General features: G+C 61.2%; 18 protein-coding genes. 9 read left to right on the forward strand and 9 right to left on the reverse strand.

From position 1 onward, the window contains the following. Positions 1–6: 6 nt before the first annotated feature. Positions 7–1860 (reverse strand): 2-oxoacid:acceptor oxidoreductase subunit alpha, encoded by a 1854-nt coding sequence (locus tag FMF02_RS09275; protein ID WP_019130038.1) that lies wholly within the window; start codon positions 1858–1860, stop codon positions 7–9. A gap of 1020 nt (positions 1861–2880) precedes the next feature. Here FMF02_RS09275 and FMF02_RS09280 point away from each other — a divergent pair. Further along, a complete protein-coding gene (locus FMF02_RS09280) occupies positions 2881–5577 on the forward strand; it encodes an Lcl C-terminal domain-containing protein (RefSeq protein WP_244611557.1) in 2697 nt (898 codons plus the stop codon). Positions 5578–5794: 217 nt separating this feature from the next. Here the strand turns inward: FMF02_RS09280 and FMF02_RS09285 are convergent, their stop codons facing one another. Then, a complete protein-coding gene (locus FMF02_RS09285) occupies positions 5795–6466 on the reverse strand; it encodes an XRE family transcriptional regulator (protein WP_026074820.1) in 672 nt (223 codons plus the stop codon). Positions 6467–6605: 139 nt separating this feature from the next. Between FMF02_RS09285 and FMF02_RS09290 the strand changes: the two genes are divergently transcribed. Together FMF02_RS09290 and terL are read left to right on the forward strand one after the other, a co-directional pair. Next, positions 6606–6896 (forward strand): hypothetical protein, encoded by a 291-nt coding sequence (locus FMF02_RS09290; RefSeq protein ID WP_141412939.1) that lies wholly within the window; start codon positions 6606–6608, stop codon positions 6894–6896. An 821-nt stretch (positions 6897–7717) separates the two neighbouring features. Beyond that, positions 7718–9136, forward strand: a complete 1419-nt coding sequence (terL, locus tag FMF02_RS09295) for a phage terminase large subunit (RefSeq protein WP_141412940.1) — start codon at positions 7718–7720, stop codon at positions 9134–9136. Between the two features lie 73 nt (positions 9137–9209). Here terL and FMF02_RS09300 read toward each other — a convergent pair whose 3' ends face one another. The 4 genes from FMF02_RS09300 to FMF02_RS09315 all read right to left on the reverse strand — a co-directional run bounded on the left by FMF02_RS09300 (position 9210) and on the right by FMF02_RS09315 (position 15059). Beyond that, on the reverse strand, positions 9210–12467 hold the full coding sequence (locus FMF02_RS09300; RefSeq protein ID WP_141412941.1) for a glycosyltransferase family 117 protein: 3258 nt from the start codon (positions 12465–12467) through the stop codon (positions 9210–9212). A gap of 405 nt (positions 12468–12872) precedes the next feature. Next, positions 12873–14090 carry a sodium ion-translocating decarboxylase subunit beta gene (locus FMF02_RS09305; RefSeq protein ID WP_019130030.1) on the reverse strand — a complete coding sequence of 406 codons (1218 nt, stop codon included), beginning with the start codon at positions 14088–14090 and terminating at the stop codon, positions 12873–12875. After that, on the reverse strand, positions 14077–14451 hold the full coding sequence (locus FMF02_RS09310) for a hypothetical protein (protein WP_141412942.1): 375 nt from the start codon (positions 14449–14451) through the stop codon (positions 14077–14079). Before FMF02_RS09310 ends, FMF02_RS09305 begins: the two co-directional genes overlap by 14 nt. A gap of 227 nt (positions 14452–14678) precedes the next feature. Continuing rightward, on the reverse strand, positions 14679–15059 hold the full coding sequence (locus FMF02_RS09315) for a hypothetical protein (RefSeq protein WP_141412943.1): 381 nt from the start codon (positions 15057–15059) through the stop codon (positions 14679–14681). Between the two features lie 243 nt (positions 15060–15302). Here FMF02_RS09315 and cysS point away from each other — a divergent pair, with 243 nt between their 5' ends. The 3 genes from cysS to FMF02_RS09330 are packed head-to-tail and all read left to right on the forward strand — an operon-like array spanning position 15303 to position 18261. After that, positions 15303–16778 (forward strand): cysteine--tRNA ligase, encoded by a 1476-nt coding sequence (cysS, locus tag FMF02_RS09320; protein ID WP_141412944.1) that lies wholly within the window; start codon positions 15303–15305, stop codon positions 16776–16778. Positions 16779–16798: 20 nt separating this feature from the next. After that, a complete protein-coding gene (locus FMF02_RS09325) occupies positions 16799–17710 on the forward strand; it encodes a TIR domain-containing protein (RefSeq protein ID WP_141412945.1) in 912 nt (303 codons plus the stop codon). Next, positions 17707–18261, forward strand: coding sequence for a DapH/DapD/GlmU-related protein (locus FMF02_RS09330; protein WP_141412946.1), 555 nt, complete (start codon positions 17707–17709; stop codon positions 18259–18261). Before FMF02_RS09325 ends, FMF02_RS09330 begins: the two co-directional genes overlap by 4 nt. A gap of 64 nt (positions 18262–18325) precedes the next feature. Here the strand turns inward: FMF02_RS09330 and glsA are convergent, their stop codons facing one another. Together glsA and gadC are read right to left on the reverse strand one after the other, a co-directional pair. Beyond that, positions 18326–19321, reverse strand: a complete 996-nt coding sequence (gene glsA / locus FMF02_RS09335) for a glutaminase A (protein WP_141412947.1) — start codon at positions 19319–19321, stop codon at positions 18326–18328. A 237-nt stretch (positions 19322–19558) separates the two neighbouring features. Beyond that, a complete protein-coding gene (gadC, locus tag FMF02_RS09340) occupies positions 19559–21091 on the reverse strand; it encodes a glutamine/gamma-aminobutyrate antiporter GadC (RefSeq protein WP_141412948.1) in 1533 nt (510 codons plus the stop codon). Positions 21092–21394: 303 nt separating this feature from the next. On the opposite strand from gadC, the gene FMF02_RS09345 reads away from it, so the two are divergent. The 3 genes from FMF02_RS09345 to FMF02_RS09355 all read left to right on the forward strand — a co-directional run bounded on the left by FMF02_RS09345 (position 21395) and on the right by FMF02_RS09355 (position 24288). After that, positions 21395–22327: a DUF5106 domain-containing protein gene (locus tag FMF02_RS09345; RefSeq protein WP_141412949.1), complete on the forward strand. Its 933-nt coding sequence runs from the start codon at positions 21395–21397 to the stop codon at positions 22325–22327. A 106-nt stretch (positions 22328–22433) separates the two neighbouring features. After that, the gene (locus FMF02_RS09350) at positions 22434–22988 is read left to right on the forward strand and encodes an NADH peroxidase (RefSeq protein ID WP_019130021.1); all 555 of its coding nucleotides are present in this window, start codon (positions 22434–22436) and stop codon (positions 22986–22988) included. Between the two features lie 289 nt (positions 22989–23277). Continuing rightward, positions 23278–24288 (forward strand): multidrug DMT transporter permease, encoded by a 1011-nt coding sequence (locus FMF02_RS09355; RefSeq protein WP_141412950.1) that lies wholly within the window; start codon positions 23278–23280, stop codon positions 24286–24288. 59 nt (positions 24289–24347) lie between these two features. Here FMF02_RS09355 and guaA read toward each other — a convergent pair whose 3' ends face one another. Next, positions 24348–25877, reverse strand: coding sequence for a glutamine-hydrolyzing GMP synthase (guaA, locus tag FMF02_RS09360; RefSeq protein WP_141412951.1), 1530 nt, complete (start codon positions 25875–25877; stop codon positions 24348–24350). Positions 25878–25886: the final 9 nt, after the last annotated feature.

Consider the following 25886-nt stretch of genomic DNA (forward strand, 5'->3'; position numbering starts at 1 on the left):
TGTTATCTATTTCTCGTTCAAAATCCGGTTGAATTCCTCTTTCAGTTCCACGACGGTGAAGGGCAGGCCCTCGCACTTGTTATACTGCCCGAAGCGGAATTCCTGGAACTGCTGGCGCAGGTAGGAGGCCAGCTGCCCTTCGTTGAGCTCGCAGACGACGATGCGGCGGAAACCGCCGAGGATCTCGCGCACGCCGTGCGGCAGCGGGTGGATGTAGTTGAAGTGGCACAACGAGATGCGCTTGCCCTCCTCCTGCAACTGCTCCACGGCGCTCTGCACGTTGCCGCGCGTACCGCCCCAGCCGATCACCAGCAGGTCGCCTTCGGCCGCGCCCATGACCTCCTGACGCGGCAGGTCGTCCGCCACGGCCGCTACCTTGGCAGCGCGGGTGCGCACCATCTCCTGATGGTTGGCCGGTTCGTAGGAGATACACCCTTTCAGACAGTGTTTTTCGAGGCCGCCGATGCGGTGTTCGAGGCCCGCCTTGCCCGGGAAGGCCCAGCCGCGGACGTGGCGGGCGTCGCGGGCATAGGGCATGAACGCCTCGCCCTCGGGGTGCGGTTCGACCACGGGCGGACAGATGGCGGGGTAGTCGCTCATCTGCGGGATGCGCCACGGCTGCGAACCGTTGGCGATGAATCCGTCGGTGAGCAGGATCACGGGCGTCATGTGCTCCATGGCGATCTTGCCCGCTTCGAAAGCGAAACGGAAGCAGTCGCCGGGCGTCGAGGCTGCGAGCACCACCACGGGACACTCGCCGTTGCGGCCGTAGAGCGCCTGCATCAGGTCGCTCTGTTCGGTCTTGGTCGGCAGACCCGTCGACGGGCCGCCACGCTGGACGTCGACCACCACTAGCGGCAGTTCGGCCATGACGGCCAGACCGAGCGCTTCGCTTTTGAGCGAAAGTCCCGGGCCGGAGGTCGTCGTGACGGCGAAATTGCCGGCGAAGGCGGCGCCGATGGCCGTGCAGATGCCGGCGATCTCGTCTTCGGCCTGCACGGTCTTCACGCCCAGCTCCTTGTGCTTGGCCAGCTCTTCGAGAATCACCGTGGCCGGCGTGATGGGGTAGGAGCCGCAGAAGAGCGGTAGCCCCGCCTTTTCGGCGGCGGCCATCAGTCCCCATGCCGTGGCGACGTTGCCGTTGATCGAGCGGTAGGTGCCCTTTTCGAGCGGTGCGGCCGGTACGGCATAGGTGTTGGCGAACTGGTGGGTATTGGCTGCGAAGTTGTAGCCCGCGTCGATAGCCCGTTTGTTGGCCTCGGCGATGAGCGGGTTTTTGCGTGCGAATTTCGAGTCGAGGTACTTCTTGGCGTGGTCCTCCGGACGGTGGAAGAGGTAGAAACAGATGCCCAGCGCGAACATGTTCTTGCACTTGACCACCGACTTGTTGTCCAGTTCCAGCTCTTTGAGCGCCTCGCGGGTCATGGTCGTGATGCCGGGCACGACGAGGTTGTGACCGTCGAGTCCCAGTTCCGCGATCGGATCGTCGGTCGTGAAACCGGCCTTGCGCAGATTGGTTTCGGTGAGCGAATCGCCGTCGATGATGACCGTCGCTCCCGCTTTGAGCCAACGGCGGTTGGCTTTGAGTGCCGCGGGATTCATCGCTACCAGTACGTCGCAGTAGTCGCCGGGGTTGATGACGCGCCGTGCGCCGAAATGGACCTGGAAGCCCGATACTCCGGCCACGGTTCCCTGCGGCGCACGAATCTCGGCGGGGTAGTCCGGAAAGGTCGAGATGCCGTTGCCCATGAGCGCCGAGGTGTCGGAGAAAAGCGTCCCCGTGAGCTGCATTCCGTCGCCCGAATCGCCCGAGAAGCGGATGACGACGTCTTGAAGCTCTTGTACATGCTCTTGATTCATCGCTTTATCGTTAAATGAATGGTTTGTTTTCACGTTTTGTATCCAGCACTTCCGGCGGGGTTCCTTTCCGGAAGGCGTCGAATGGGAGGGGCGCCTCTTCGGGAATCGCCTCTTTCGACGAGGTTTTCCGGCCGGAAACGGTATCCGCCGGCCTTGTTGCAGGATGGGTAAACCGTGGGCAAATATATAAAATTTCCGGCATATTGGCACGGCGAAACTGAAAAACGGACGCTCTTTTCCTGCCTCAGTTTTTTATCGAGCCTTTTGTTCGTTAAATTATTTAAAATATATCGGCCGGTTCATTCGCTTGCGATTCGCACCGTTCGCGTCGGCCTGGAAAGGGAAACGGCGTGTTTTCCGGCGGGAATTCCTCTGTCCGGCCCTCCTGCCCACGGAGAAATAATTATTGATTATTTTTATTTATTCGGAGGGCTATATGAGTCGTCCGACTGCAAATTTGCGATTTTTTAGCACGATATTTATTTATCGTGATTTCGTTTTTATGGATTTGGCGAACGGGTGTGGCTCGGGTCGCATGTTTTTCGTTAAGATGTATGGGGTTGCGCTTTCTCCGGCCATGCCAATGCCATAGCCGGAGAAAGATTGACGCAGACGAACTTCCTTTCGGCGCACGGTTTGCAAAAGGTCCGTTCCGTAATTCGAAAGCGATCCGAAGCCGTTGATTGTCCGAAACTTTCCGGATTCGGGACGGACGGTTTTTACCGGATCTTCCTTATTCAGCTTACGATTCGGAACGAGCGGAGCGCTTTTCGGGAGAATATTCCTTTAAAACGGCCGTTCGGCCGATGTATTATCCGTTTAGATAGCGGATGCGTTTTTATGATATATCTTTATATCGTTGTCGGGCCGGATAATTTGTCGTACATTTAACAACTCTCTCTTTTCGAGTCCGGAACGGCGGGCGGGTTCCGTCTCGGGCAGGGACGCTCGCAGGCTGCGGTATGCCGGACGCGGAAGAGGGAAAATGAATTTCAATCATCAAAATTTATGTTGAAGCCTATGAAAAATTTCAGACTATCGGCGCTTTTGTGTTGCGTTTCGCTGTGCGGTTTCGCCGCCTGTTCGGACGACAAGACCGACGATCAGCCGGAACCGCAGGCCTATCAGGTCACGCAGTTCGAATCGAGTACGATTCCGGCCTCGATTCCCGGTGAAGGGGGGGGGTATAAACTGACCTTCGTCATCAGGACGGAGACGCGCTCGACGGGCGCGACCTTCGAACCGTGGGCTTATCGCCTGACGCTCGGCGACGTGGTGGGCGACGCGGTGACGGTCACGAAGCCCACGACCGAAATCGCGATTACGATTCCGCCTAACCGCAGCAAGGAAGAGCGCGGCGTGGCGGTCGAGATGGCCTTCGGGGTGAAGGCCGAGACGTGGACGAAGATCGTCGAGGCGACGCAGGAGGGTTCGCTGAAAGATTACCAGGTGACCAAGTTCGAGTCGACGACTATTCCGGCGACGGTTCCTGCCGGCGGCGGCGATTACGACGTGCTGTTCCGGCTGGAGGTCGAGACCCGTGCGGCTGCGCCGCTGTTCGTCGCATGGCAGTATCGCGTGACGCTGGGCGATGCGGTCGGCGATGCGGTCGAGGTGACCGAACCGACCGAGAAGATCGGCATACATATCGACGCCAGTGAGAGCGTCGAGGAGCGTGCCGTGATCGTGGAGATGGCCGAGGTGGCCGAGACGCCCGTGTGGACGAAGATCGTCGAGGCGAAGCAGGAGGCGGGCAGGAAGGAATACGAGGTGACGGAGTTCGAGTCGACGACCATTCCCGCGTCGGTACCCTTCGCCGGCGGTGACTACGAAGTGAAGTTCCGCACGAAGATCGAGACCCGTGCCACGCCGCAGTTCGAACCGTGGCAGTACCGCTTGACGGTGGGCGAAGCGGTGGGCGAGCCGGTTGCCGTCAACGAACCCACGGAGAGCGTGGCCGTGCATATCGGCGCCAACTATTCGGAGAAGGAGGTCGACGTGATCTTCGAGACGGCCGCTGCGTCGCAGACGCCCGTGTGGACGAAGGTCGTCGAGGCGAAGCAGCAGGCCGGCATGGAGCTGCTCGGCGGTTTCTACTGGACTAAGAGCAATGTCTCGGTCAAGAACGACCGGTTCGTACTGGCCGACAAACCGTCGGATTCGGGCCTCTTCTTCCGTCATGAGAGCGGTTACGGCGTGCCGTCGGACGAAGCGACCTATGCCGGGACGGCCTATACGCCCGCTCCGGTGCAGATCGCGATCGATGCGATTCCCCAGAACGAAGGCGTCGATCCTTGCAGCCTCATCGATCCCGCTCTGCGAATGCCGACTTACGCAGAACTTTCGGAACTTTACTACGGCGAGGACGTACAGCGCACGCAGGACGGCGTTACGGGAATGGGCTATACGGGCGTATCGCTCTTCCTGCCCTATTGCGGTGTCATGAGCACCGAAACCGGTACGTCCGTCGGAAAGTCGACGTTCGGTGGTTATTGGGGCTTGGGCGGCGATTTCCACGGCAACGGCGTGATCTATTCGCTGAACGGCGAGATAGGATATTCGCTCCTGGATTACGATGCGGTCGGTACCAACATGGCCATGGTGCGCTGCGTGCGGAACGTTCCGCAGCCGAAGTACGTCATGCACACCCTGCCCGAAACGGTCGATTACAAGGCCTTCTCGCTGAACGTGGAGACCGATCCGGGTGCCTTCACCTACTACGATGTCACCGTATGGGGCGACGACGGCACCCTTACGCAGACGGGGGCTACGGACGCCCGGCCGCAGGTGTCGGTGGGTATCCCGAAGAACGATACGAAGCAGGACCGGACATTGCGCCTCTTCGTCAACCATATCTATACAGGCGTCGAATTCGTACAGCCCGCAATGACCGATTATGCGCTCTATGTCTCCCATACGCCGGCTTCGGCCGAATACGGAGCCTTCACGCTGAGCGTGACCTGCGACAGCGACATGGCTTCGTTCCCCGTCGTGGTCAAGGGCAGCGACGGCGGCGAGTGGTCGGGTACCGGTTCGAAGGAGAATCCGACCGTCGAAATCGCCATTCCGGAGAATACCGGCGAGGAGCGCACGCTCTCGATCTGGGTCAACGGCGTGGATACGAAGAAGACCGTGAAGCAGGGAAAACAGGTCGTACCGCTGGTCTACTCGGTCGTATGGAGCGAAGGGTATCTGACCGTCAGGGACGGCGCTTATGTCTTTGCGGCCCCGAAGGAGCGCGGAATGTATTTCAAGTATAAGAGTCAGTACGGTTTCGCCCTGCCTGACCCGCTTGAATCCAAACCGAAGTATGGCGGTGTGGTGTATGGGCCGACTGCGACGGAGATGGCGTATGCCGACATTCCGTATGGCGATACCGATCCCTGCTCGCTGGTGGCTCCCGCCGGCACGTGGCGGATGCCGACAGCCGATGAATTGATCGAACTTACATCCGAAGGTTCGAAGGAATTCGTTGTCGATACCTACCGGTTGTGCAGCGACGGCGAGCAGGATGTCTACCTCGTACCGAGCGGACAGAGTACGGGATCATCCCTGATGCTTCCCACAGCCTCGCTGATGTGGTCGTCGGACGCGGGCGATGCAGGGAAGGCCCGTTATCTGGCGTGGTCGAATACCGCGACCGGCAAGCCTATGGTTTCCAGCGGCGGTACGAGCCAGGCCAATTCGATGATGGTACGTTGCGTCCGTGCGAAATAACGCTCCGTCCGGCAATAATTGAGATATGCCCCGAATATTCGGGGCATATCTCTTTTTGCGGGTTCGTCTTTTCGCGTGTCGTAGGTTCCGGGACTTCTTCGTCGCAGCGAGGAACAGCATTCCGCATCGGATTGCTGCGGGTGCCGGTGTCCGATGCGGAGCCGCGTCTTTCGGTGCGGCTCCGCATCCGTCGCCGTTCGGCCCGACGGTTCGGGTCTCAGCGCATGGAGTTCATCCGGATGCTGGCCTTGACGAGCGCCAGTGCACGGATGCGGGCGATCTCGACCTCTTTGTCGGCGTGGTGGGGATTCTGGCTGACGAGCTTCACGTAGCCTTTGCGGTCGGATTTCTGGATGTATTTCACCGTGACGTACTCCTCGCCGTCGATGTCGATCGACAACAGATACATGTCGCCCCAGAAGACGTCGCCGATGTCGTGCAGCTGCTTGTAGAGGACGATGTCGCCGCTTTTGAGCAGCGGATACATCGAATCGCCCACGATGTAGATCGCGCCGTCGCATTTGGGGAGGTTGGGGATGTGGATGAAATTGACGGGTTTGAGCTGCGCCTGGTCGCTGAACAGCGGTACGAGTCCCGCCGTCCCCTCGATCGAATAGAGCGGCACGCTCTGCAACGGCAGCGAGTTGTCCGTGCGGTGCAGGTAGGAGGTCAGGTCGGGTTCGGCGTTGAACATGCAGCCCTTGCCCGTTTCGAGCCAGTCGGGGTTTACGTTCAATTCCTGAACCAGAATGTTGCGATTGCGCGACGAGAGCGCCGCCTTGCCTGTTTCGATCATCGAGAGTGCGGCTTTCCCGATCCCAAGATGTTGAGCCAGTTGCTCTTGCGTCATTCCGAGCTCTTTTCGTATCAGTTTTACCCGTTGATTCATGGCAATTTTATTAGAAAAATCGATACAAATAATTGAACTTTTTATTGTAAAATCAAATATTTGAACCTATATTTGTCTTCGCAAAGTTAAACTATTTATTCATAAAAAACAAAAAACACCTTAAAATCTTTTCCTTGCCATGTTTCAAGTTTCATCCGAACTTTACGATGAGATTGCGATCCGGTTGCGCGAAGCGTTCGGTGGCGGCGGTTTCTATTCGGGAAGCGTCGAGTGTGCGGTCGGGGAGACCTTGTGCAGGTTGACGGCGTCGCTCGTTCTCTACCGCAGCGACGACCGTTGGCCCGAAGGGTGTCGCCGACGGCTTACGGACGTGGTTCCCGTGTGGTGGGAATTCCACACCGTGACAGCCGACGGGGAGGTGCTCAACGATTTTTCGTTCGCCGAACTGCGGCCCTGCCTGCTCGTGTAGTCTCATCGGCGAAGGTCGCTGTTCCCGCTCCGGGAGCGACGGCTCCCGACCTTCGCCTTCGGTGCCGTGTTCTCGTCCGGCCCGCCCGTACAGGGGTGCGCCCGGCCCGATGAAACCGGTTCCTGTGCAGACCGCCCGTCGGGGCCGTCGTCCCGAAGGTCTGCCGCCGGCAGCTTCGACATCCGGTCGAGGCTGCCGGATTTTTATTCCGTTCGCAGTCGAATGGCGCTCGTCCGATCGGGCGGTTTTGACGTATCGTCCGGTAAGGTTGGGGATGCCGGCGGCGGAATGTTTAGTTTCTGAGGGTTCCGATGTGGAGATCAAACGATGTGGAAGCGCTGGGCTGTTTGTCCGATGCGTTGCGGGACGAAGACTGCGGAGTGCTTCCTTTGGAGTGGGCTCTGTGGGCGAGACTTCGGCCCGCGCGATACCTACGCGTTATGGATGATAGGCGCCCTCCTTTGTCAGTCCGCAGTCGGCGAAGGACGCGTCGGGCGGGACGATGCAGCCCTCCGCATGGGGCGGCTGCGGGCTGCCGCTCTTCGGCTGCGACCGAAGAGCGAGACTTTCAAAACTGTATTTCGCCTGGCGGAGTTTGCGGTGCGCTGCGCGCAAACAGGATGATTTATTTCCCCAAGATACCGGCTTGCGAATTGGCCTGTCCTATCTGCGGACCGAAGACTGCGGAGCACGCATATTGCGGGCCTCCGCCCGCGGAGGCTTCGGCCCGCGCGGCGCTAAGGCGCCGCAGTGTTGCGGACGGATGTCGTAACGTCTCGGCAAAGTATTATTTTCAATTCTTAATTTTTCATTTCTCGTCGATGATCTCTTTTACCGATTATGCACTTGCAGTCTATCCGTTTCTGGAATTGGAGTGGTTCCACCGCACCTATTATCGCGTGCTCGAAGCCTTCGCCGAGGGGCGCGTCCGCCGCCTGATGATCTCCATGCCGCCCCAGCACGGCAAGAGCGTCGGGGCGACGACGCTGCTGCCGGCCTATCTGCTGGGACTCGATCCCGATTTGCGGATCGCCATCGCCTCCTATTCGGCGTCGCTGGCGTCGAAGTTCAACCGCCGCGTGCAGCGCATCCTCTGCTCGGCCGAATACGGCGAACTCTTTCCCGACACGACGATCAAGCGCGGCTCGAAACCGCCCGAATACATCCGCACGGCCGACGAAGTCGAGATCGTGGGGCACGAGGGCAGTCTGCTGTCGGTCGGCCGCGAGGGCTCACTCACGGGCAACCGCGTCGACTGTTTCCTGCTCGACGACCTCTATAAGGATGCCATGGAGGCTAATTCGCCGCTCGTGCGCGAGAACTGCTGGGAATGGTACACTTCGGTGGTGCGCACGCGGATGCACAACGACTCACGCGAGCTGCTGGTCTTCACGCGCTGGCACGAAGAGGATCTGATCGGGATGCTGCGACAGCGCGAGCCGGTGGTCGAACTGCGTGCGTGGGAGGATCTGGCGCGGGTGTCCGCCAACGGCTGGCTGGCACTCAATTTCGAAGCGCTCAAAACGACCCCGCCCTCCGCGATCGATCCCCGTGCGGCGGGCGAGGCATTATGGCCCGCGCGGCACGACGCGGCGCTGCTCCACGCCAAGCGGGCGCTTGATCCGCTGCGTTTCGAGTGCATGTACCAGGGGCGTCCCTCCGTGCGCGAAGGATTGCTCTACGGCGACCAGTTCGCCGAGTACGACGCCCTGCCGCGCGAGATCGTCCGCCGCGCCAACTATACCGATACGGCCGACACGGGCGACGACTACCTCTGCTCGATGTCGTATGCCGTCGATACGGACGGGACGATCTACGTCACCGATCTGGTCTATTCGCGCGAGGGCATGGAGGTAACCGAGGGACTGGTGGCCGACCTGTTGCTGCGCAGCGATACGCGCACGGCCGCTGTCGAGAGCAACAACGGCGGCCGCGGATTCGCCCGCGCCGTGCAGCGGCTGGCCCCTGCGGTGCGTGTCGAGTGGTTCCACCAGAGCGCCAACAAGGAGGCGCGCATCCTCTCCAACTCGGCCACGGTGCTCCACACGCTGCGGATGCCGCGCGGCTGGAACCTGCGCTGGCCGGAGCTCTACGCCCACCTGACGACCTACCGCCGGCAGTTCCGCGCGAACCGTTGGCACGATGCCGCCGACGTCGTGACCGGCATCGTCGAGCGCGAGGTCGGCGGCGGCCGCCGGGGGCAGTGCCGTGCGCTGTCGTTCCTTACGCGGCGGGAGTGACGCGGTACGTCCACGGGAACGAATGATGCGGGCCTCGTTTTTCGACGAGGCCCGCATCGCTTCTACGGCGGCGTCAATTCACCGCAGCCGTGTCGGAGACCTCGTAGTCGAGGTGGGCCGAATCGGGCTGGATCAGCTCCTCCTCCGTGACGCCCAGCGAACGGTAGTAGGCGTTCAGCTCGGTCAGCACGGCGTCGCGTTTGAGGTAACCGACCATCGAGTAGAGGTTGCCCAGCAGGTCGAGTTTCTCGTCCAGTGCGTCGGTGATCGAATCGTATTGCCAGCCGTCGAACTGGAAGTAATAGTCGACGTACTCCATCAGGTTGCGGGCGTAGTCCAGCATCAGGGCGTCGCCCTTGTCTGCGGCGCCGGCCGCATAATAGGCTTCGATGAAGGGCAGCGTGTTGTTCGAGGTGTAGCGCACCTGCGCGGGCGGCATACGGCGCATCCCCTCGTCGAGCAGACGGATCGCCAGCTCGCGGTTGGTGGCTTCGGTGATGCCGAGGCTGTCGGGGAAGTTCGGCTTCTCGTCGCCGCGGCGGATCAGCTCCTTGGCCACGCGGGCGAAGGCTTCGCGGGCGCGGGCGGCCGAGAGGTTGTACTGCGTGAAGTAGTCGGAGTAGACCTTCTCGTCGTCGAGGTTGCCGTAGCGGAAGACGTCGAGCAGCAGCGGCACGGCATATTCGGGGTCGATGCGTCCCACTTCGCCCGCCTGACGGTAGGGCGTGAGGATCGGTACGAAACGGTAGGCGTAGCCGTCGAATTGCAGGTAGTCGACCAGCCCGAACTTCTGGAAGATGTAGGGCTGCGTGAGGTAGATCGGGCGCGTCCAGTCGTAGTTCGAGAGCATGTCCACGATCATCAGCTCGCCCTTGTTGAGGTAGTCGCCCGACAGCTTGATATAGACCGTGTCGACGATCAGATCCTTGTCCTTCTCGGCGACGATGCCCGAACGCAGGACGTTCTGCTTGTCGACGGGCAGCATGAGCGTCTTCGAGGGGAGGTAGTCGCTCGACGAACCGTCCGACAGCTGCACCTTGGTGCGCTGGTCGTCGCTGGCGAAGAACTCGATGGCTTCGCGCGCCTCCACCGGACGGTTCACGCGCTCGTAGACGGGCACGTAGTCGTTGCGGTACCAGTATTTGCTGCGCGGCAGGGTGAAGGGCACGCCGGCGGCTTCGTTGGCCCGGGTCTTCATCTCGTCGATGTACCATTCGCCGCCCAGATAGCTCGTGTTCATGATGCGCACGTCGGGGCGCAGGCCGTCGACCTCCTGGTTGAGCCACAGCGGGAAGGTGTCGTTGTCGCCGTAGTTGAGGATGATCGAGTTGGGAAGCGTCGATTGCAGGTAGTTCCAGCCGATGTCGTGGGCGTAGGTGCGGCCCGAACGGTCGTGGTCGTCCCAGTTCTCGGCGCAGAGAATGCCCGGCACCACGAGACCGATGACGGTTGCTGCCACGGCGGCCGTGCGGTCGTCGCGCTTGGTGAGGCGGACGATGAGATCCTTGAACGCCATCACCCCGAACCCGATCCACATGGCGAAGGCGTAGAACGATCCGGCGTAAACGTAGTCGCGTTCGCGCGGTTCGCCGGGCGAGGTGTTGAAGTAGACCACCAGCGCGATACCCATCATCACGAAGAGCGACAGCACGATCAGGAAGTTCTTCGGGTCGCGGTTGAGCTGGTAGATCAACCCGATGAGGCCCAGGATGAAGGGTAGGAAATAGTAGGTGTTGCGCGCTTTGTTGTCAGCCACTTCGCGCGGCAGATTCTCCTGCGGCCCCAGGTAGATGCGGTCGATCGCGTCGATTCCCGACAGCCAGTTGCCGTCGGTGATCGTCGTCGAACCGGCGGGCTGGATGTCGCTCTGGCGGCCGACGAAGTTCCACAGGAAATAGCGCCAGTACATGTAGTTGAGCTGGTAGGAGAAGAAGTAGTTGAGATTCTCCAAAAAGGTCGGCTCCGTGATGACGCGCGGCTCGGAGTAGCCGTCGTCGTAGGTGCGCTTCGTGCCGTAGTCGAGCACCTCGCCGCGCAGCGGCTGCCCTTTCTCGTCGCGCAGGACGTTGCCCTGCTCGTCGCGCAGCGTCTCCACCTTGGTGCGGTAGGCTGCCCACTGTTTGTATTCGTCGGGGCTCTTGGCGTAGTTCCACATGCGGGGGAAGAGGTGCATGAACTGCTGCGGGTGGGTGTAGCCCGTGGGGAAGGAGGCCGTGGCATAGCGGCCTTCGTCGTCGATGTAGTAGCGCGTCGACTCGACGACGCTTTCGACCGGCGCCGAGTAGTAGGCGCCGTAGAGCAGCGGCCGGCCGCCGTACTGGTCGCGGTTGAGCACCGAGAAGAGCGCATGGGGATTCGACGGGTCGTTGCTGTTCATCGGAGGATTGGCCGCCGCGCGGATCGTGACCGTAGCGTAGGAACTGTATCCCAGCAGGATCATCGTGGTGGCCAGCAGCAGCGTGTTCCACACCACGCGGCCGCGGCGGTGGGTGTACCACACGCTCCACCCGAGCAGGGCGAAGAGCGACAGTGCGAAGACGGCGATGCCCGAGTTGACCGGCAGGCCGAACGTATTGACGAACAGTACGTCGACCATCGCCCCGATGTAGACCGTGTAGGGGATAATCAGTCCGTTGATGAACCAGAGGATCGCCAGCGCGATGACCGATGCGATGCAGAATCCCTTGAAGGTCACGGTCGCGTATTTGCGGAAATAGTAGATGTAGACCAGTGCCGGAACGGTCAGCAGATTGAGGATGTGAATGCCGATCGAGAGTCCCATGAGGTAGGCGATCAGGATCAGCCACCTCGTCGCATGGGGTTCGTCGGCCTGGTCTTCCCATTTGAGCATGAGCCACACCACGAGCGCCGTGAACATCGACGAGAGGGCGTAGACTTCGCCCTCGTAGGCCGAGAACCAGAAGGTGTCGGTGAAGGTGTAGGCCAGCGCGCCGACGGCGCCCGCACCCAGTACGGTCCACATGTTGGCGTCGGTCAGCTCGCGGCCCTGCGCCGAGTAGATGCGGCGGCCGAGGTGGGTGACCGTCCAGAACATGAACAGGATGCAGAAGGCGCTCGCCAGCGAGTTCATGGCGTTGACCATCAGCGGCACGTACTCGGTCGAGGGTGCCAGCATCGTGGCCAGACGCGCCATCATCATGAACAGCGGGGCTCCGGGCGGATGTCCCACTTCGAGCTTGTAGGAGGTGGCAATGAACTCCGAGCAGTCCCAGAGGCTTGCCGAAGGTTCCATGGTGGCCAGGTAGGTCAGCGCCGCGACGGCGAAGACCGCCCATCCCACGATGTTGTTCCAACGGTTGTAACGTTTCATGCGGATCGTCTTAGGGTATGAAGCATATAATCGGACAAAGATACGAATAAGTGAGTGCAATGTCAAATTTATTTGCACATAGCCGTGCGGCAGTATCTTCGGCGCAGCCAAAGATACGAATAAGCCGGGTGCGATGCAAATTTATTTTGCGATTGCCGGGGCGGAGTGTCTACGGCGCATCCGCCGCCCGTTCTTCTTCCCGATTTTTCGCGAGGCGGAGACTTCGGCTTGCGGATGGCTGGGCGCGGCAGGTTGTCCGACGAATTTTCGGGTTGTCGTCTTTCTCCCGCCGTACAGGGAGGCGGAGGCGGTTTTTTCGGCTGTCCGTCGGGTGGAAAAGGCGGGGCCCGAAATCAGGCCCCGCCTCGCGGATGAATATTGATGATGTAGGGGTTTCGTCGGATTTTACAGCAGCGGGACGACGGTCACGTAGATCGCGGCGATAATGGCCGAGGTGATGACGCCCGTGATATTGGCGCCGAGCGCATCGGCCAGGACGAACGACGAGGGGTTGTCGTGCGAGACGATCTTCTGGGCGACCTTGGCCGTCGTGGGCACGCAGCTCACGGCGGCGATGCCGATGACGGGGTTGAAGTTGCCCCGTTTGAGGAAATACATGGCATAACCGCCCAATATGCCGCCGATGCCCGAAATCAGCAGGGCGAGGATGCCCAGCACGAGGAGTTTGAGCACCGTGGGGTCGAGCAGCGTATGTGCGTCGCAGAGAATCCCCAGCAGGATTCCCAGAAAGAAGGTCGAGCCGTAGAGCATCGGCCCGCTGATGAAGTCGCAGACGTGTTTGAGTCCTGATTCCTTGATGACGATGCCGATGAAGAGCGAGAAGAAGAGCGGAGCGGCCACGGGAAAGAGCAGGCAGAGAATCACGCACATGACCACGGCCAGCGAGATTTTGGTGGCTGCGGAGTACTGTTTGGGCGCTTTCTTGGGCGGCTGCATCTTGATGGCGCGCAGCCGTTTGGGAACCATCGCACGCACCAGGTAGGGATAGCCGCCGTAGGTGAGTCCGAGGTAGAGGTAGGCTACGACGGTGATCGGCACGAAGATGCTTTTCGAGAGGTTGAGCGACGCGAAGAGCACCATCGGCCCGTCGGCGCCGCCCACCATGGCGATCGAGGCGCTGTCGTTGGGGCTCAGCCCCATCGCGAAGGCGATCGGTACGACGGCGAACGTACCCAGCTCGGCGCACAGCGCGAGGAACATGCTTTGCAGTGGCTTGGCCAGCAGGAAGTTGATGTCGAGCATCGTCCCGATGCCCATGAAGATCAGGCAGGCGATCAGACCGTTACTGAACATGAAGGTGTAGACCGGTTGGAGGAAGTCGATTTGCAGAATGTTCATCAACTGGTCGGTGTCGGTGACCATCGGGTCGAGGAACAGATTGCCCTGTACGCCGCCGGGCATGATGAGTACGCCGGCGTTTACGGCTGCCATGCCCAGTCCCATGGGGATCATTACCAGCGGTTCGAGGATGCCCCGGCGTCCCAGATAGACCAGCAGGATGCCGAGCAGGATCAGTCCGATGCGGGCGTACATGATCGACGGGTCGGACTGCAACAGGGTCGAAATGCCTTGGAAGATATTGTTCAGATCAAATTTTTCCATGGTGGAATTCGTATAAACCGTTCATGTTCCCGTCTTCTTTACTCGATTCTCCGGAATTACCGAAATGGTATTCGGCCAGTTCCTGCATGGTGCGGATCATGCAGGCGTCCGTCGCCGCAGGCCGTTTCTGAGGGTCGTCGTTGCGGGCGATCGAGCGGATGTATCGGTAGGTGTGGGCGACGTTCATGCGGTAGGCGCGTTCCCATATGCGGCTTTTCCGCAGCAGGACGGGAAGGTCGTGCCCGTTGAGGCGGGAGAAGAAGAAGGTCGTCAGTTTAAGCGCGTAGGCGAATGCGATTCCCACGATGAAGGTGAATCCCGCCATCAGCAGCGTCTCTCCGATTATATAGGATAAGTTCATTTCTGTTCGGTATTTATGGATGTGAAAATGGATTTGTCGCAGGGGCGCATGTTTCCGTCCGAGACCGCAACCCCTCCTCTGCGGGAGGGACGCTTCCGGTCGGGAAGGTTCGGCCCCGCAAGATTCCGCCTGACGGGTGGAGTCCGACCCGCAGGTAGCCGTAGATGCACACACGAACGATCGCTTCGGGAGCGGGCGTGTCGTGTCGTCGAAGTGGAAAGGGATGGCTAAATGACCAGAATACCGAATTTGAGATAGTCGGCGCTGTGGGACGGCAGCGGACGGTGCGCGTCCGGCTGTAAGGAAGCGACGGACTGCGACAAGTCGTGGCGCACGGATGCGAAGTACCGTTCGCAATAGAGCACCGGCATTTCGTGGATCGTACGCGACGACCGTTCGTTCGACTTGCGCAGGGCGCGCGAAGGAGCCGGCACGGAGAGTTGGAACGTCTCCGTGGCCACGAAGTCGGAGTGCTGTGCCGAGATCGAGGAATTCTTTACCGTCTGACGAAGGTCGGAAGCGGCCGCCGCGCCGGCTTCCGCTCCCCGGCTCATCAATGCCGGAAGGGAGGCCAACAGGAAGAGGAGTATGAATGCCGACTTCTTCATTTCGCAGGATTCTCTGTGACAAAATTAGCATAAATTCCGCAAACCGGCAAGCCGATCGCAAAATTCTTTTCGCCGCTTTCCGTCCGCTTTTTCGCGGCGCGGTGGCGAACGAGGAGTTTCGTCCCCGCCACCGGCTTCGCCGGCGCGCACGGCACGGAGGGCCGGATGCAAATTTCGATTCGACCTCCGCAAATCGCGGAATTGTAGAGAATATTTCCTATTTTTGCGGAAATTTCAGCGATTATGGAATCGAAACTCGTTTTATACAATACGCTTTCCCGCCGCAAGGAGGAGTTCGTGCCGCTGGCTCCGCCCCGTGTGGGCATGTACGTCTGCGGGCCGACGGTCTACGGCGATCCTCATCTGGGGCACGCGCGTCCGGCTGTGACCTTCGACCTGCTGTTCCGTTATCTGCAAGCGCTCGGCTACAAGGTGCGCTACGTGCGCAACATCACCGACGTGGGGCATCTGGAACACGACGCCGACGACGGCGAGGACAAGATCACGAAGAAGGCGCGGCTCGAACAGCTCGAACCGATGGAGGTGGCGCACTACTACACGGAGCGTTACCATCGGGCGATGGATGCGCTGGGCGTGCTCAGCCCCTCGATCGAGCCGCGGGCTTCGGGGCATATCATCGAGCAGGAGGCCTTCGTGCAGAAGATTCTCGATGCGGGTTACGCCTACGAGTCGAACGGATCGGTCTATTTCGATGTGGAGAAGTACGACCGCGACCACCGCTACGGCGTCCTTTCGGGGCGCAATCTGGAAGACATCGTGGCCAACACGCGCGCGCTGGACGGGCAGTGCGACAAACGCAACTGCTGCGACTTCGCGCTGTGGAAAAAGGCGTCGCCCGAACACATCATGCGCTGGCCTTCGCCGTGGAGCGACGGGTTCCCCGGCTGGCACATGGAGTGCTCGGCCATGAGCACCAAGTATCTGGGCGAACGGTTCGACATCCACGGCGGCGGCATGGACCTGATGTTCCCGCACCACGAGTGCGAGATCGCGCAGTCGACCGCCGCGCTGGGACACGATTCGGCGAAGTACTGGGTGCACAACAACATGATTACGATCAACGGACAGAAGATGGGCAAGTCGCTGGGTAACTTCATCACCCTCGAAGAGCTCTTCACCGGCAGCCACAAGCTGCTGGCGCAGGCCTATTCGCCCATGACGATCCGTTTCTTCGTGTTGCAGGCGCACTACCGCTCGACGCTCGACTTCTCGAACGATGCGTTGCAGGCCGCCGAGAAGGGGCTCGACCGCCTGATGAAGGGCGTCGAGACGCTCTCGAAGCTCCGCCCGTCGGAGGATTCGACGGTCGATCCCGCCGAGTTGGAGTGCCGCTGCCGCGAGGCGATGGACGACGACCTGAACTCGCCGATGGTCATCTCGGCGCTCTTCGACTGGGTGCGGATCATCAACCAGATCGCCGAGGGGCGGCAGCGCATCACGGCGGCCGACCTGGCGGCGCTCACGGCCACCGTCAAACGGTACGTCTTCGATATTCTGGGTCTGCGCGACGAGAAGGCCGCGTCGGCGGGCGGCGGCCGCGACCGGGTGACGCCGCTGGTGGAGATGCTGCTCCGTATGCGCATGGAGGCCAAGGCCGCGAAGGACTGGGCGACGTCGGACCGTATCCGCGACGAACTGACGGCCATAGGTATCCGCGTCAAGGACCGCAAGGACGGCTTCGACTGGGAGATCGAGTAACCGGACGGAGGGAACGGGGTATGGCCTACGACATCTTCATCAGTTACCGGCGCCGCGGCGGTTTCGAGACGGCGAAGCACCTCTACGACCTGCTGACGAAGGACGGTTACCGCGTCAGTTTCGACATCGACACGCTCCGCAACGGCGATTTCGACACGGAGCTGCTGCGCCGCATCGACGAGTGCCGCGACTTCATCCTCATCCTGAGCGAGGGGGCGCTCGACCGCTGCGTCGATCCTTCGGCCGTAGCGTCGGCGGACTGGGTGCGGTGCGAACTGGCCTATGCGCTCGAAAAGAACAAAAATATCGTCCCGATCATGCTGGCCGGATTCACGGCTTTTCCCGACAATCTGCCTGACGACATCCGCAAGGTCGTCCGCAAGAACGGGCCGAAGTACGACAGTTACTATTTCGACGATTTCTACCGCCGTCTGAAAAGCGACTTTTTGGAGACGAAGCCCGAGGAGCGGGGCGATGAAGACGCCTATGTCACGCAGCTGCTCAAACGGCTCTCGGCATTGAAATCCGTGCCGGAACCGACCGACGGGCAGCAGGCCGAACTGGGCGAGACGTATTATGAACTCGGCCGGCTGGCGTTGCTTCACAACCGCCCCGACATGCTCGATTACCTGCCGCAGGCGTTGGCGATCTTCCGCCGGCTCGCCGAAAAGGAGCCCGAGCGTTACCGTGCGCGGATCGCCGAACTGGAACCGCTGGTGCGGCGGAACAAACGGACGTTCAGGCTCTTTACGGGATTGTTCCTCCTCTTCACGATCGCCTTCTGCGTGTTGCTGCCGGCCGGTCTGCTCTACTGGATCGTCCGGGCGGGGGCGGCGCACAACTATCCGCTCATGGCAGCGGGCGTCGCGGTGCTGGGCGGGGTCTTCGCTCTGTTCGTTTACCTGATCCGAAAAAACAGATCCGAATCGTGACCGAACTGGAAAAAATGCTGGCCGGCGGGCTGTACGACTTTTCGGATGCCGAACTCGCGGAACAGTTCCGCGAGGGCCGGCGGCGGGTGGAGCGTTTCAACCGCACGCCGGCGGACGATGCGGCCGCGTATGCCGCTGCGCTCGGAGCGCTGATCCCGGGCATCCCCGCCTCGGCGAAGGTCGTGCAGCCGTTCTACTGCGACCTCGGCTGGCGGATCGAACTGGGCGAAGAGGTCTTCGTCAACATGGGCTGCACGTTCCTCGATTGCGGCGGCGTCAGGATCGGCGCCCGCACGAAGCTCGGCCCCAACTGCCAGCTCTATACGCCGCAGCACCCCGTCGACTATCTGGACCGCCGCCGTCCGGTGGAGACGAGTTTTCGCATCACGATCGGCGAGGACTGCTGGCTCGGCGGCGGGGTGGTCGTCTGTCCGGGCGTCACGATCGGCGACCGTTCGGTCGTTGCGGCGGGCAGCGTCGTCGTGCGCGATATTCCCGCCGATTCGCTGGCGGCGGGCAATCCGGCGACGGTGAAACGCCGGCTGCGGTAGGTCCCGACGAACGAAAAGCTCCCGACACCGAGTGTCGGGAGCTTTTCGTTATGCGCACGGGCGGTTATTTGCAGACGCCCTCCCTGACGGGTTCGGCCGCCGCCAGTTCGACGCGCGCGGGGCTGAAAATGTTCAGACCCAGCCGCACGGAGATGTATTCGAGCGCCTTCTGTGCCTTGACCGAGTTGCCCGCACTGTCCAGGGGAGGCGCGAACGCCGCCAGGCCCATTACGCCGGGGATGACGGCCATAATGCCGCCGCCGACGCCCGTTTTGGCCGGAAGCCCCGTGTTGAAGAGCCAGTCGCCCGTATGCTCGTAGAAGCCGACGGTGGCCATGAGCGAAGCGATGTGCGGGGTGAGATTGGGATGGAAAACCTCCTCCCACGTCACCGGATTGGTGCCGCAGTTGGCGATCGTGGCGGCCATGACGGCGAGCTGTCTGGCGGTGATGCCCAGCGAGCACTGGCGCGTGTAGAGGTCGAGCGACATGTCGGGATCGTCGTAGATGCGGTTGTAGTTCTTCAACAGCCATGCGATGGAGCGGTTGTTGAAGTTGGTTTCGCTCTCCGAACGGTAGAGTTCGTCGAGTACCGACACCTTGCTGCCGCAAAGTCCCGAAATGAAATCCACGATCGCCTTCCACTTGGCCTCCGCGTTGCCCGTCGGTTTGATCATCGAGCAGGCCGAGATCGCGCCGGCGTTGACCAGCGGCGTCGAAGGATGGTCGTTTTCCAGCAGGATCGCCATGATTGAGTTGAAGGGCAGTCCCGTTGCGTCGGCGCCGATCTGGGAGAGCACCTTTTTGGCGCTGTACTGGTTCATCGCCAGGATGGCGGTGGGGACTTTCGACACCGATTCGATGCCGAAGCGGTAGTCGGTGTCGCCGACCGTCACGCTGCGGCCGTCCGCGAGGCAGACCGAGATGCCGAAAAGGTCGGAGGGTACGTTTTTCAGATAGGGGATGTAGTCGGCGTTCTTGCCGCCCTTCTCCTCGCGGAAATGGGCGTGGGCGGCTTCCACCGCCTCTTTTACGGCCTCGATGGTAATGATGCGTTTCATAGCGTCGTCTTTTTTTGAAATTGGTCAATTGGTCGGGTAACTATTTCCTGTTTTACACCGGCGTTCCGCCGAAGCCCGACTACCGAAGCGGGTCTTGTCCGAAGCCCCCGCCGAGGCGGGGGCTTCGGGGTGGGTCCGATCTGTAAACGCGGCTCTGCCGCGAGTGCTCCGACAGTCGGTCGTGTGCAGCGGATCGGAAATCCGATGGGGTGTAAAGTCGTATGTAGCTGCCATCGGCTATTTGCGGCCGTCGGCCGGTTTGGCGGCGGCGTTCGTGCCGGCAGCGTTCGCTGCGGCGATGTTAGCGGGCGTCTGTGCGGCCTGTTCCCAGTGGAAGGGTTCGAACTGCGCCTGCGGATTGCGCCACGACGGTTTGCGGGCGGCGTAGATCAGGAACGGAGCCCCCACCACGACGATACAGCCGATGACGAGTACCGAGAACCATACGGTATTGCTGCCGGTCGAGATCTGCGAAGGCGGAATGAAACTCAGGATGAAGGCGAGCAGCGCGCCGCAGAAACCCATGCAGCCGAGCAGCCACATCAGGCCGTTGCCCTTGCCCAGGCGGAACGGACGGGCGAGATCCTTCATCTTGTAGCGCAGCACGATCGCGGCCGAGAACATCAGCATGTACATGATCAGGTAGAGCAGCACGGTGAGCTGCGAGAGGATCTGATAGAACGACTGCACCGAAGGCATCACCACGAACAGCAGCGCCAGCAGCGTTACGACGCCGCCCTGAATGAGCAGGATGTTGCGCTGTACGCCGTTCTTGTTGGCCTTCTGGAAGAAGGGAGGCAGATAACCCGCCTTGCCCACGGCGAAGATACCTTTCGAAGGGCCTGCCACCCACGTCAGCACGCCTGCCAGCACGCCGAACATCAGCGCGATGGCGATGATGGGCGACGCCCACGACATATGCAGGTACTTGAAGTAGTTGTCGAAACCGATCAGCAGCGATTGCGTCAGGCTGATGTCCTTGGCCGGAATGATGAAGCCCAGCGAGAAGGTGCCCAGCACGAAGATGCAGACCGTGACGAGCGAACCGATGATGATGGCTTTCGGGTAGTTTTTCGACGGATTGTTCACGTCCATCACGTGAATACCCATCATCTCCATACCCGCGTAGAAGAGGAAGATACTGCTGGCCAGCACCAGGTTGTCGAACTTCGTCAGGTCGGGGAAGAAGCCCTGCGACATGTCCATCTGGTTGTGACCGCCCGAGGCGATGTAGACGATGCCCAGCAGAATGAGCAGTCCGGCGGGTATGATCGTGCCGATCATACCGCCCCATTTGCTGATTTTCCCGACCCAGCCCAGACCTTTGAGCGAGATGAAGGTAGCCAGCCAGTAGATGGCCAGCACCACCACCAGCGTGAAGATCTTGTTCGACGCCAGGATCATGTCCGCATGTTGGTTCAATCCGATGAAGGCGATCGACACGGCGCCGAAGGTCAGCACCGTGGGGTACCAGATCGTCGATTCGATCCATTGCAGCCAGATGGCCAGAAAGCCCGTGCGCGCTCCGTAGGCTTCGCCCACCCAGCGGAAGACGCCGCCCTGCTTGTCTGCGAACATCGCCGCCAGTTCGGCCGCCACCAGCGAGGTGGGGATCAGGAAGACGATCGCCGCGAAGAGGTAGTAGAAGGCCGATGAAGGGCCGTAGACCGCTTCTGCCGGCAGGCCGCGCAGACTGACGACCGCCGTGACGTTCATGATGGCGAGCGTCGCTACGCTGAGCTTGAATCCCGTACTTTTTTTTGCATCCATACGCATTTATGATTTAAAGAATGGTTTCCTGTGGTCTTCATCTCCGGTGTCCGGCGTGACCGTCGAACGGGCTGCATGCCGGCGGCGTCCGGACGTTCGCGTTCCGATCCGCTTCGGAGCGTTCGCTCTCCGCCGGATCGGGTCGCAGCGTCGGTGAAGAGGTGCGGCGCTGCGGCGAAACACCTCCCCGACAGGTGCAACTATTGTGCAAATCGCTCCGCAGGTGCGAAGATTCTCCCGTCGGGGCGGGGTTATTGCGGGGATTTTGTTACATTTGCGGTAGTTATTTTAATCCGTATTCCGATGAAACGCATTCTGTGGATCGCACTGGCCGCATTGCTCGTGGCGGCCTGCGGCGGGAAAAAGAGCCGACCGGCGCAGTCGTCCGCCCGTCCGGCGCCGCGCACGTTCCGCGCCGTGACCGTTCCTTCGACCGTCCCGCCCGAGGAGCGGAGGGCCTATCTGCGCGATCACTACTGGGACAACTTCGATTTCCGCGACACCACGCTGCTGGCCGAAGTCGATACGGTGGCGATGGTGCGGGCGTTGTTCGCCTATGTGGCCAATTTCGTCGCGCCCGACGACCGGGCGGCGATCGACACGCTCATGCGGCGCGCCTCGGCTTCGAAGCCGATGACCGAATATTTCGCCATGCTGGCCGAGCGCGTGCTCCACGATCCCAATTCGCCCGCACGCAACGACGAACTCTACATTCCGGTGCTTGAAGCGCTGGTGTCGAGTCCGTGGCTCGACCGCTGGGAGCGCATCGCGCCCCAGCACGATCTGCGCATGGCCTCCCAGAACCGGATCGGCCGACCGGCCAACGATTTCCGCTATACGACGGCCGACGGGGCGACCCGCCGCATGTACGACATCCGCGCCGAATACCTGCTGCTGTTCATCAACAATCCGGGGTGCAACATGTGCAAGACGGTGCGCGAGGCCATTTCGGCATCGCCGATGCTCAACGAACTGATCGAGCGCGGCAAGTTGAAGGTGCTGGCCCTCTTCCCCGACGAAGACCTCACCGAGTGGCAGGAATACCGTCCGCAGATTCCCGCGCGCTGGATCAATGCCTACGACAAGGGGTGCGTCGTCCGCGATCGGGAGCTCTACGACCTGAAAGCCATTCCGGCGCTCTACCTGCTCGACCGCGACAAGCGGGTGATGGTGAAGGACGCCGTCGACGTGGGGCTGATCGAGTGGGCCATCGACCACGACGATAGGAAAAACTGATGCCGGTATCGGAAAATATGATCGGGCGATCGCTTGGAGCCGTCCGCAAAGTTCGTATCTTTGCTTCTGTAAAAAATACGTTCACACTTAACAAAACGGAAAGATTATGGCAAAGAAATGGCGTTGTACCGTCTGTGGTTATATCCACGAGGGTCCCGAGGCACCCGATCAGTGCCCGATGTGCAAGGTAGGCAAGGAGAAGTTCGTCGAGGTCGTCGAGCAGGAGGAAGGGCTCACGTTCGTCACGGAGCATGTGATCGGCGACGGCAAAGGTGCGTCGAAGGAGCTTTGGGAGGGACTTCAGAATCACTTCATGGGCGAATGCACCGAGGTGGGCATGTATTTGGCGATGAGCCGTCAGGCCGACCGCGAGGGCTATCCCGAGATCGCCGAGGCCTACAAGCGTTACGCTTGGGAAGAGGCTGAGCACGCCTCGAAGTTCGCCGAACTGATCGGCGAGGTGGTCTGGGACACCAAGACCAACCTGATGAAGCGCATGAACGCCGAGTCGGGCGCCTGCGAGGACAAGATGCGTCTGGCGCGCATGGCCAAGGAGGAGAATCTCGACGCCGTGCACGATACGGTACACGAGATGGCCAAGGACGAGGCGCGTCACGGCGCAGGCTTCCAGGGCCTTTACAACCGTTACTTCAAGAAATAGGGGACGATCCGCGGTCTCGAACCGCCGTCTTCCGGTTACGGCCGCGGGAACATTCGTTCCCGCGGCTTTTCGTTGCCGGCGGCATTCGTCGGGGTGGATTCGCACTTCGCAGGCGGTTTCCCGTAGCCGGATTTTCAGCGTTCCGCCGAGGGAAAATCGGGCGGAATGTTGGAAGTTCGGATTTTTTATCTATTTTTGTACAAACGTTTGCGCAAGGCTTGTAATGCGGTTTTTGCCGGTTTCGGAGAACGAGTGCGAACGAATTGCGTTCATCTTAAAACTACAACCTATGTTTATCGTCAACAGTTACGCCCTCGCAGTGCTTTTCTGCTTCATCACGATGATGTGCTGGGGATCGTGGGGCAACACCCAGAAGCTGGCTTCGAAGAGCTGGCGCTACGAACTTTTCTATTGGGACTACGTCATCGGCATGGTGCTCTTTACGCTCGTCGTGGGGTTCACCATGGGCAGCATCGGCTCCGAGGGGCGTTCGTTCCTGCCCGATCTGGCGCAGGCCGATGCGCGCGGCGTGGGGAGCGTCGTGCTGGGCGGCGTGATCTTCAACGCCTCGAACATCCTGCTCTCGGCTTCGGTGGCCATGGCGGGGCTGTCGGTCGCCTTTTCGCTGGGTGTCGGACTGGCACTGGTGCTGGGCGTCGTCGTCAACTACGTGGGTGCGCCCAAAGGCGATCCCGTCATCCTGTTTCTGGGCGTGGCGCTGATCGTTGCGGCGATCGTCTGCAACGGCATCGCCTCGCAGCGGGTGCAGAGCGGCGGTACGCAGCGTGCGCAGTTCCGCAAGGGCGTCGCGCTGGCGGTCGTGGCCGGCGTGCTGATGTCGCTCTTCTACCGCTTCGTCGCGGCTGCGATGGATCTGGATCATTTCGAGAATCCGACGCCGGGCATGTTGACGCCCTATTCGGCGGTCTTCATCTTCTCGCTGGGCGTGCTGGCGAGCAACTTCGTCTTCAATACGTGGGTGATGAAACGCCCCTTCGACGGGGAGCCCGTCGCCTACCGCGACTACTTCAAGGGCAGCTTTTCGACCCATCTGGTCGGAATGCTGGGCGGTGCGATCTGGTGTCTGGGTACGACGTTCAGCTACATTGCGGCCGGGAAGGCCGGTGCTGCGGTGTCGTATGCGCTGGGACAGGGCGCGCCGATGGTGGCGGCCGTGTGGGGCGTCTTCGTGTGGAAGGAGTTCCGCGGCGGCGGACGGACGGTCAACGGCCTGCTGGCGCTGATGTTCGCCCTCTTCATCGCGGGGCTGGGGCTCATCATCGTGGCCGGCGGGAACTGATCGCGGTGCCATGCAAAAACAGCGGCCCGAACGTCATCGTTCGGGCCGCTGTTTTTCGATTACTCCCACTCGATCGTTGCGGGCGGTTTGGAGGAGATGTCGTAGACGACGCGGTTGACGCCGCGAACCTTGTTGATGATGTCGTTCGACACGCGGGCCAGGAATTCGTAGGGCAGGTGCACCCAGTCGGCCGTCATGCCGTCGGTCGATGCGACGGCGCGCAGCGCCACGCAACTTTCGTAGGTGCGTTCGTCGCCCATGACGCCCACCGACTTGACCGGCAGCAGGATGACTCCCGCCTGCCAGACCTGGTCGTAGAGCCCGTGCTCGCGCAGGGCGTCGATGTAGATCTTGTCCACGTTTTGCAGGATCTCGACGCGCTCGGGTGTGATCTCGCCCAGAATGCGGATCGCCAGCCCCGGCCCCGGGAAGGGGTGGCGGCCGATCAGCTCCTCGCCGATACCCAGCGAGCGGCCCACGCGGCGCACCTCGTCCTTGAAAAGCAGGCGCAGCGGTTCGACGACTTTCAGGTGCATGTGCTCGGGCAGTCCGCCCACGTTGTGGTGCGACTTGATCTTGGCCGCAGGGCCGTTCACCGATGCCGATTCGACGACGTCGGGATAGATCGTGCCCTGCGCCAGCCACTTCACGTCGGCGAGCTGCTGCGCCTCGGCATTGAAGACCTCCACGAAGTCGCGGCCGATGATCTTGCGCTTGGCCTCGGGATCGGTTACTCCGGCCAGGTCGCCCAGGAACTTGTCGCCGGCCTTGACGCCCTTGACGTTGAGTCCCATGCCCTTGTAGGAATCGAGGACGCTTTCGAACTCGTTCTTGCGCAGTAGACCCGAATCGACGAAGATGCAGTGCAGGTTCTCGCCGATGGCGCGGTGCAGCAGCACGGCGGCAACCGTGGAGTCCACGCCGCCCGAGAGCCCCAGCACGACCTTGTCGTCTCCGATCTTCTCGCGCAGTTCGCGGACGGTCGTCTCGACGAAACTCTCCGACGTCCACGACTGTGCGCAGCTGCAGATGCCCACGACGAAATTCCGGAGCAGCTGCACGCCGTCGGTCGAGTGGTAAACCTCCGGATGGAACTGGATGGCCCACGTCGGTTCGCCCTCGATGCGGTAGGCGGCCACGTGCACCTCGGCCGTCGAAGCCACGATGCGGTAGCCGTCGGGCACGCGGGTGATCGTGTCGCCGTGCGACATCCACACCTGCGTGGTGCGGGGCAGTCCCTCCATGAGCCGGTCGTCGGGTTCGACTACGGTGAGCATCGCCCGTCCGTATTCGCGGCTCGGGGCGGGCGTCACCTCGCCGCCGAAGTGCTGGGCGAGGTATTGCGCGCCGTAGCAGACGCCCAGCAGCGGCAGCCGGCCCTTGATCGCCGAGAGGTCGATGCGGGGGGCTCCCGCATCGCGCACGGAGAAGGGCGAGCCCGAGAGAATCACGCCGCGCACCGACGCGTCGATGGCGGGCAGGTGGTTGAAGGGGTGGATTTCGCAGTAAACGCTCAGCTCGCGTACGCGGCGGGCGATGAGCTGCGTGTACTGCGAGCCGAAGTCGATGATTAGGATTTTTTCCTGCATAGCGTCTGA

It is taken from the genome of Alistipes communis, from assembly GCF_006542665.1.
Lineage (GTDB): Bacteria > Bacteroidota > Bacteroidia > Bacteroidales > Rikenellaceae > Alistipes > Alistipes communis.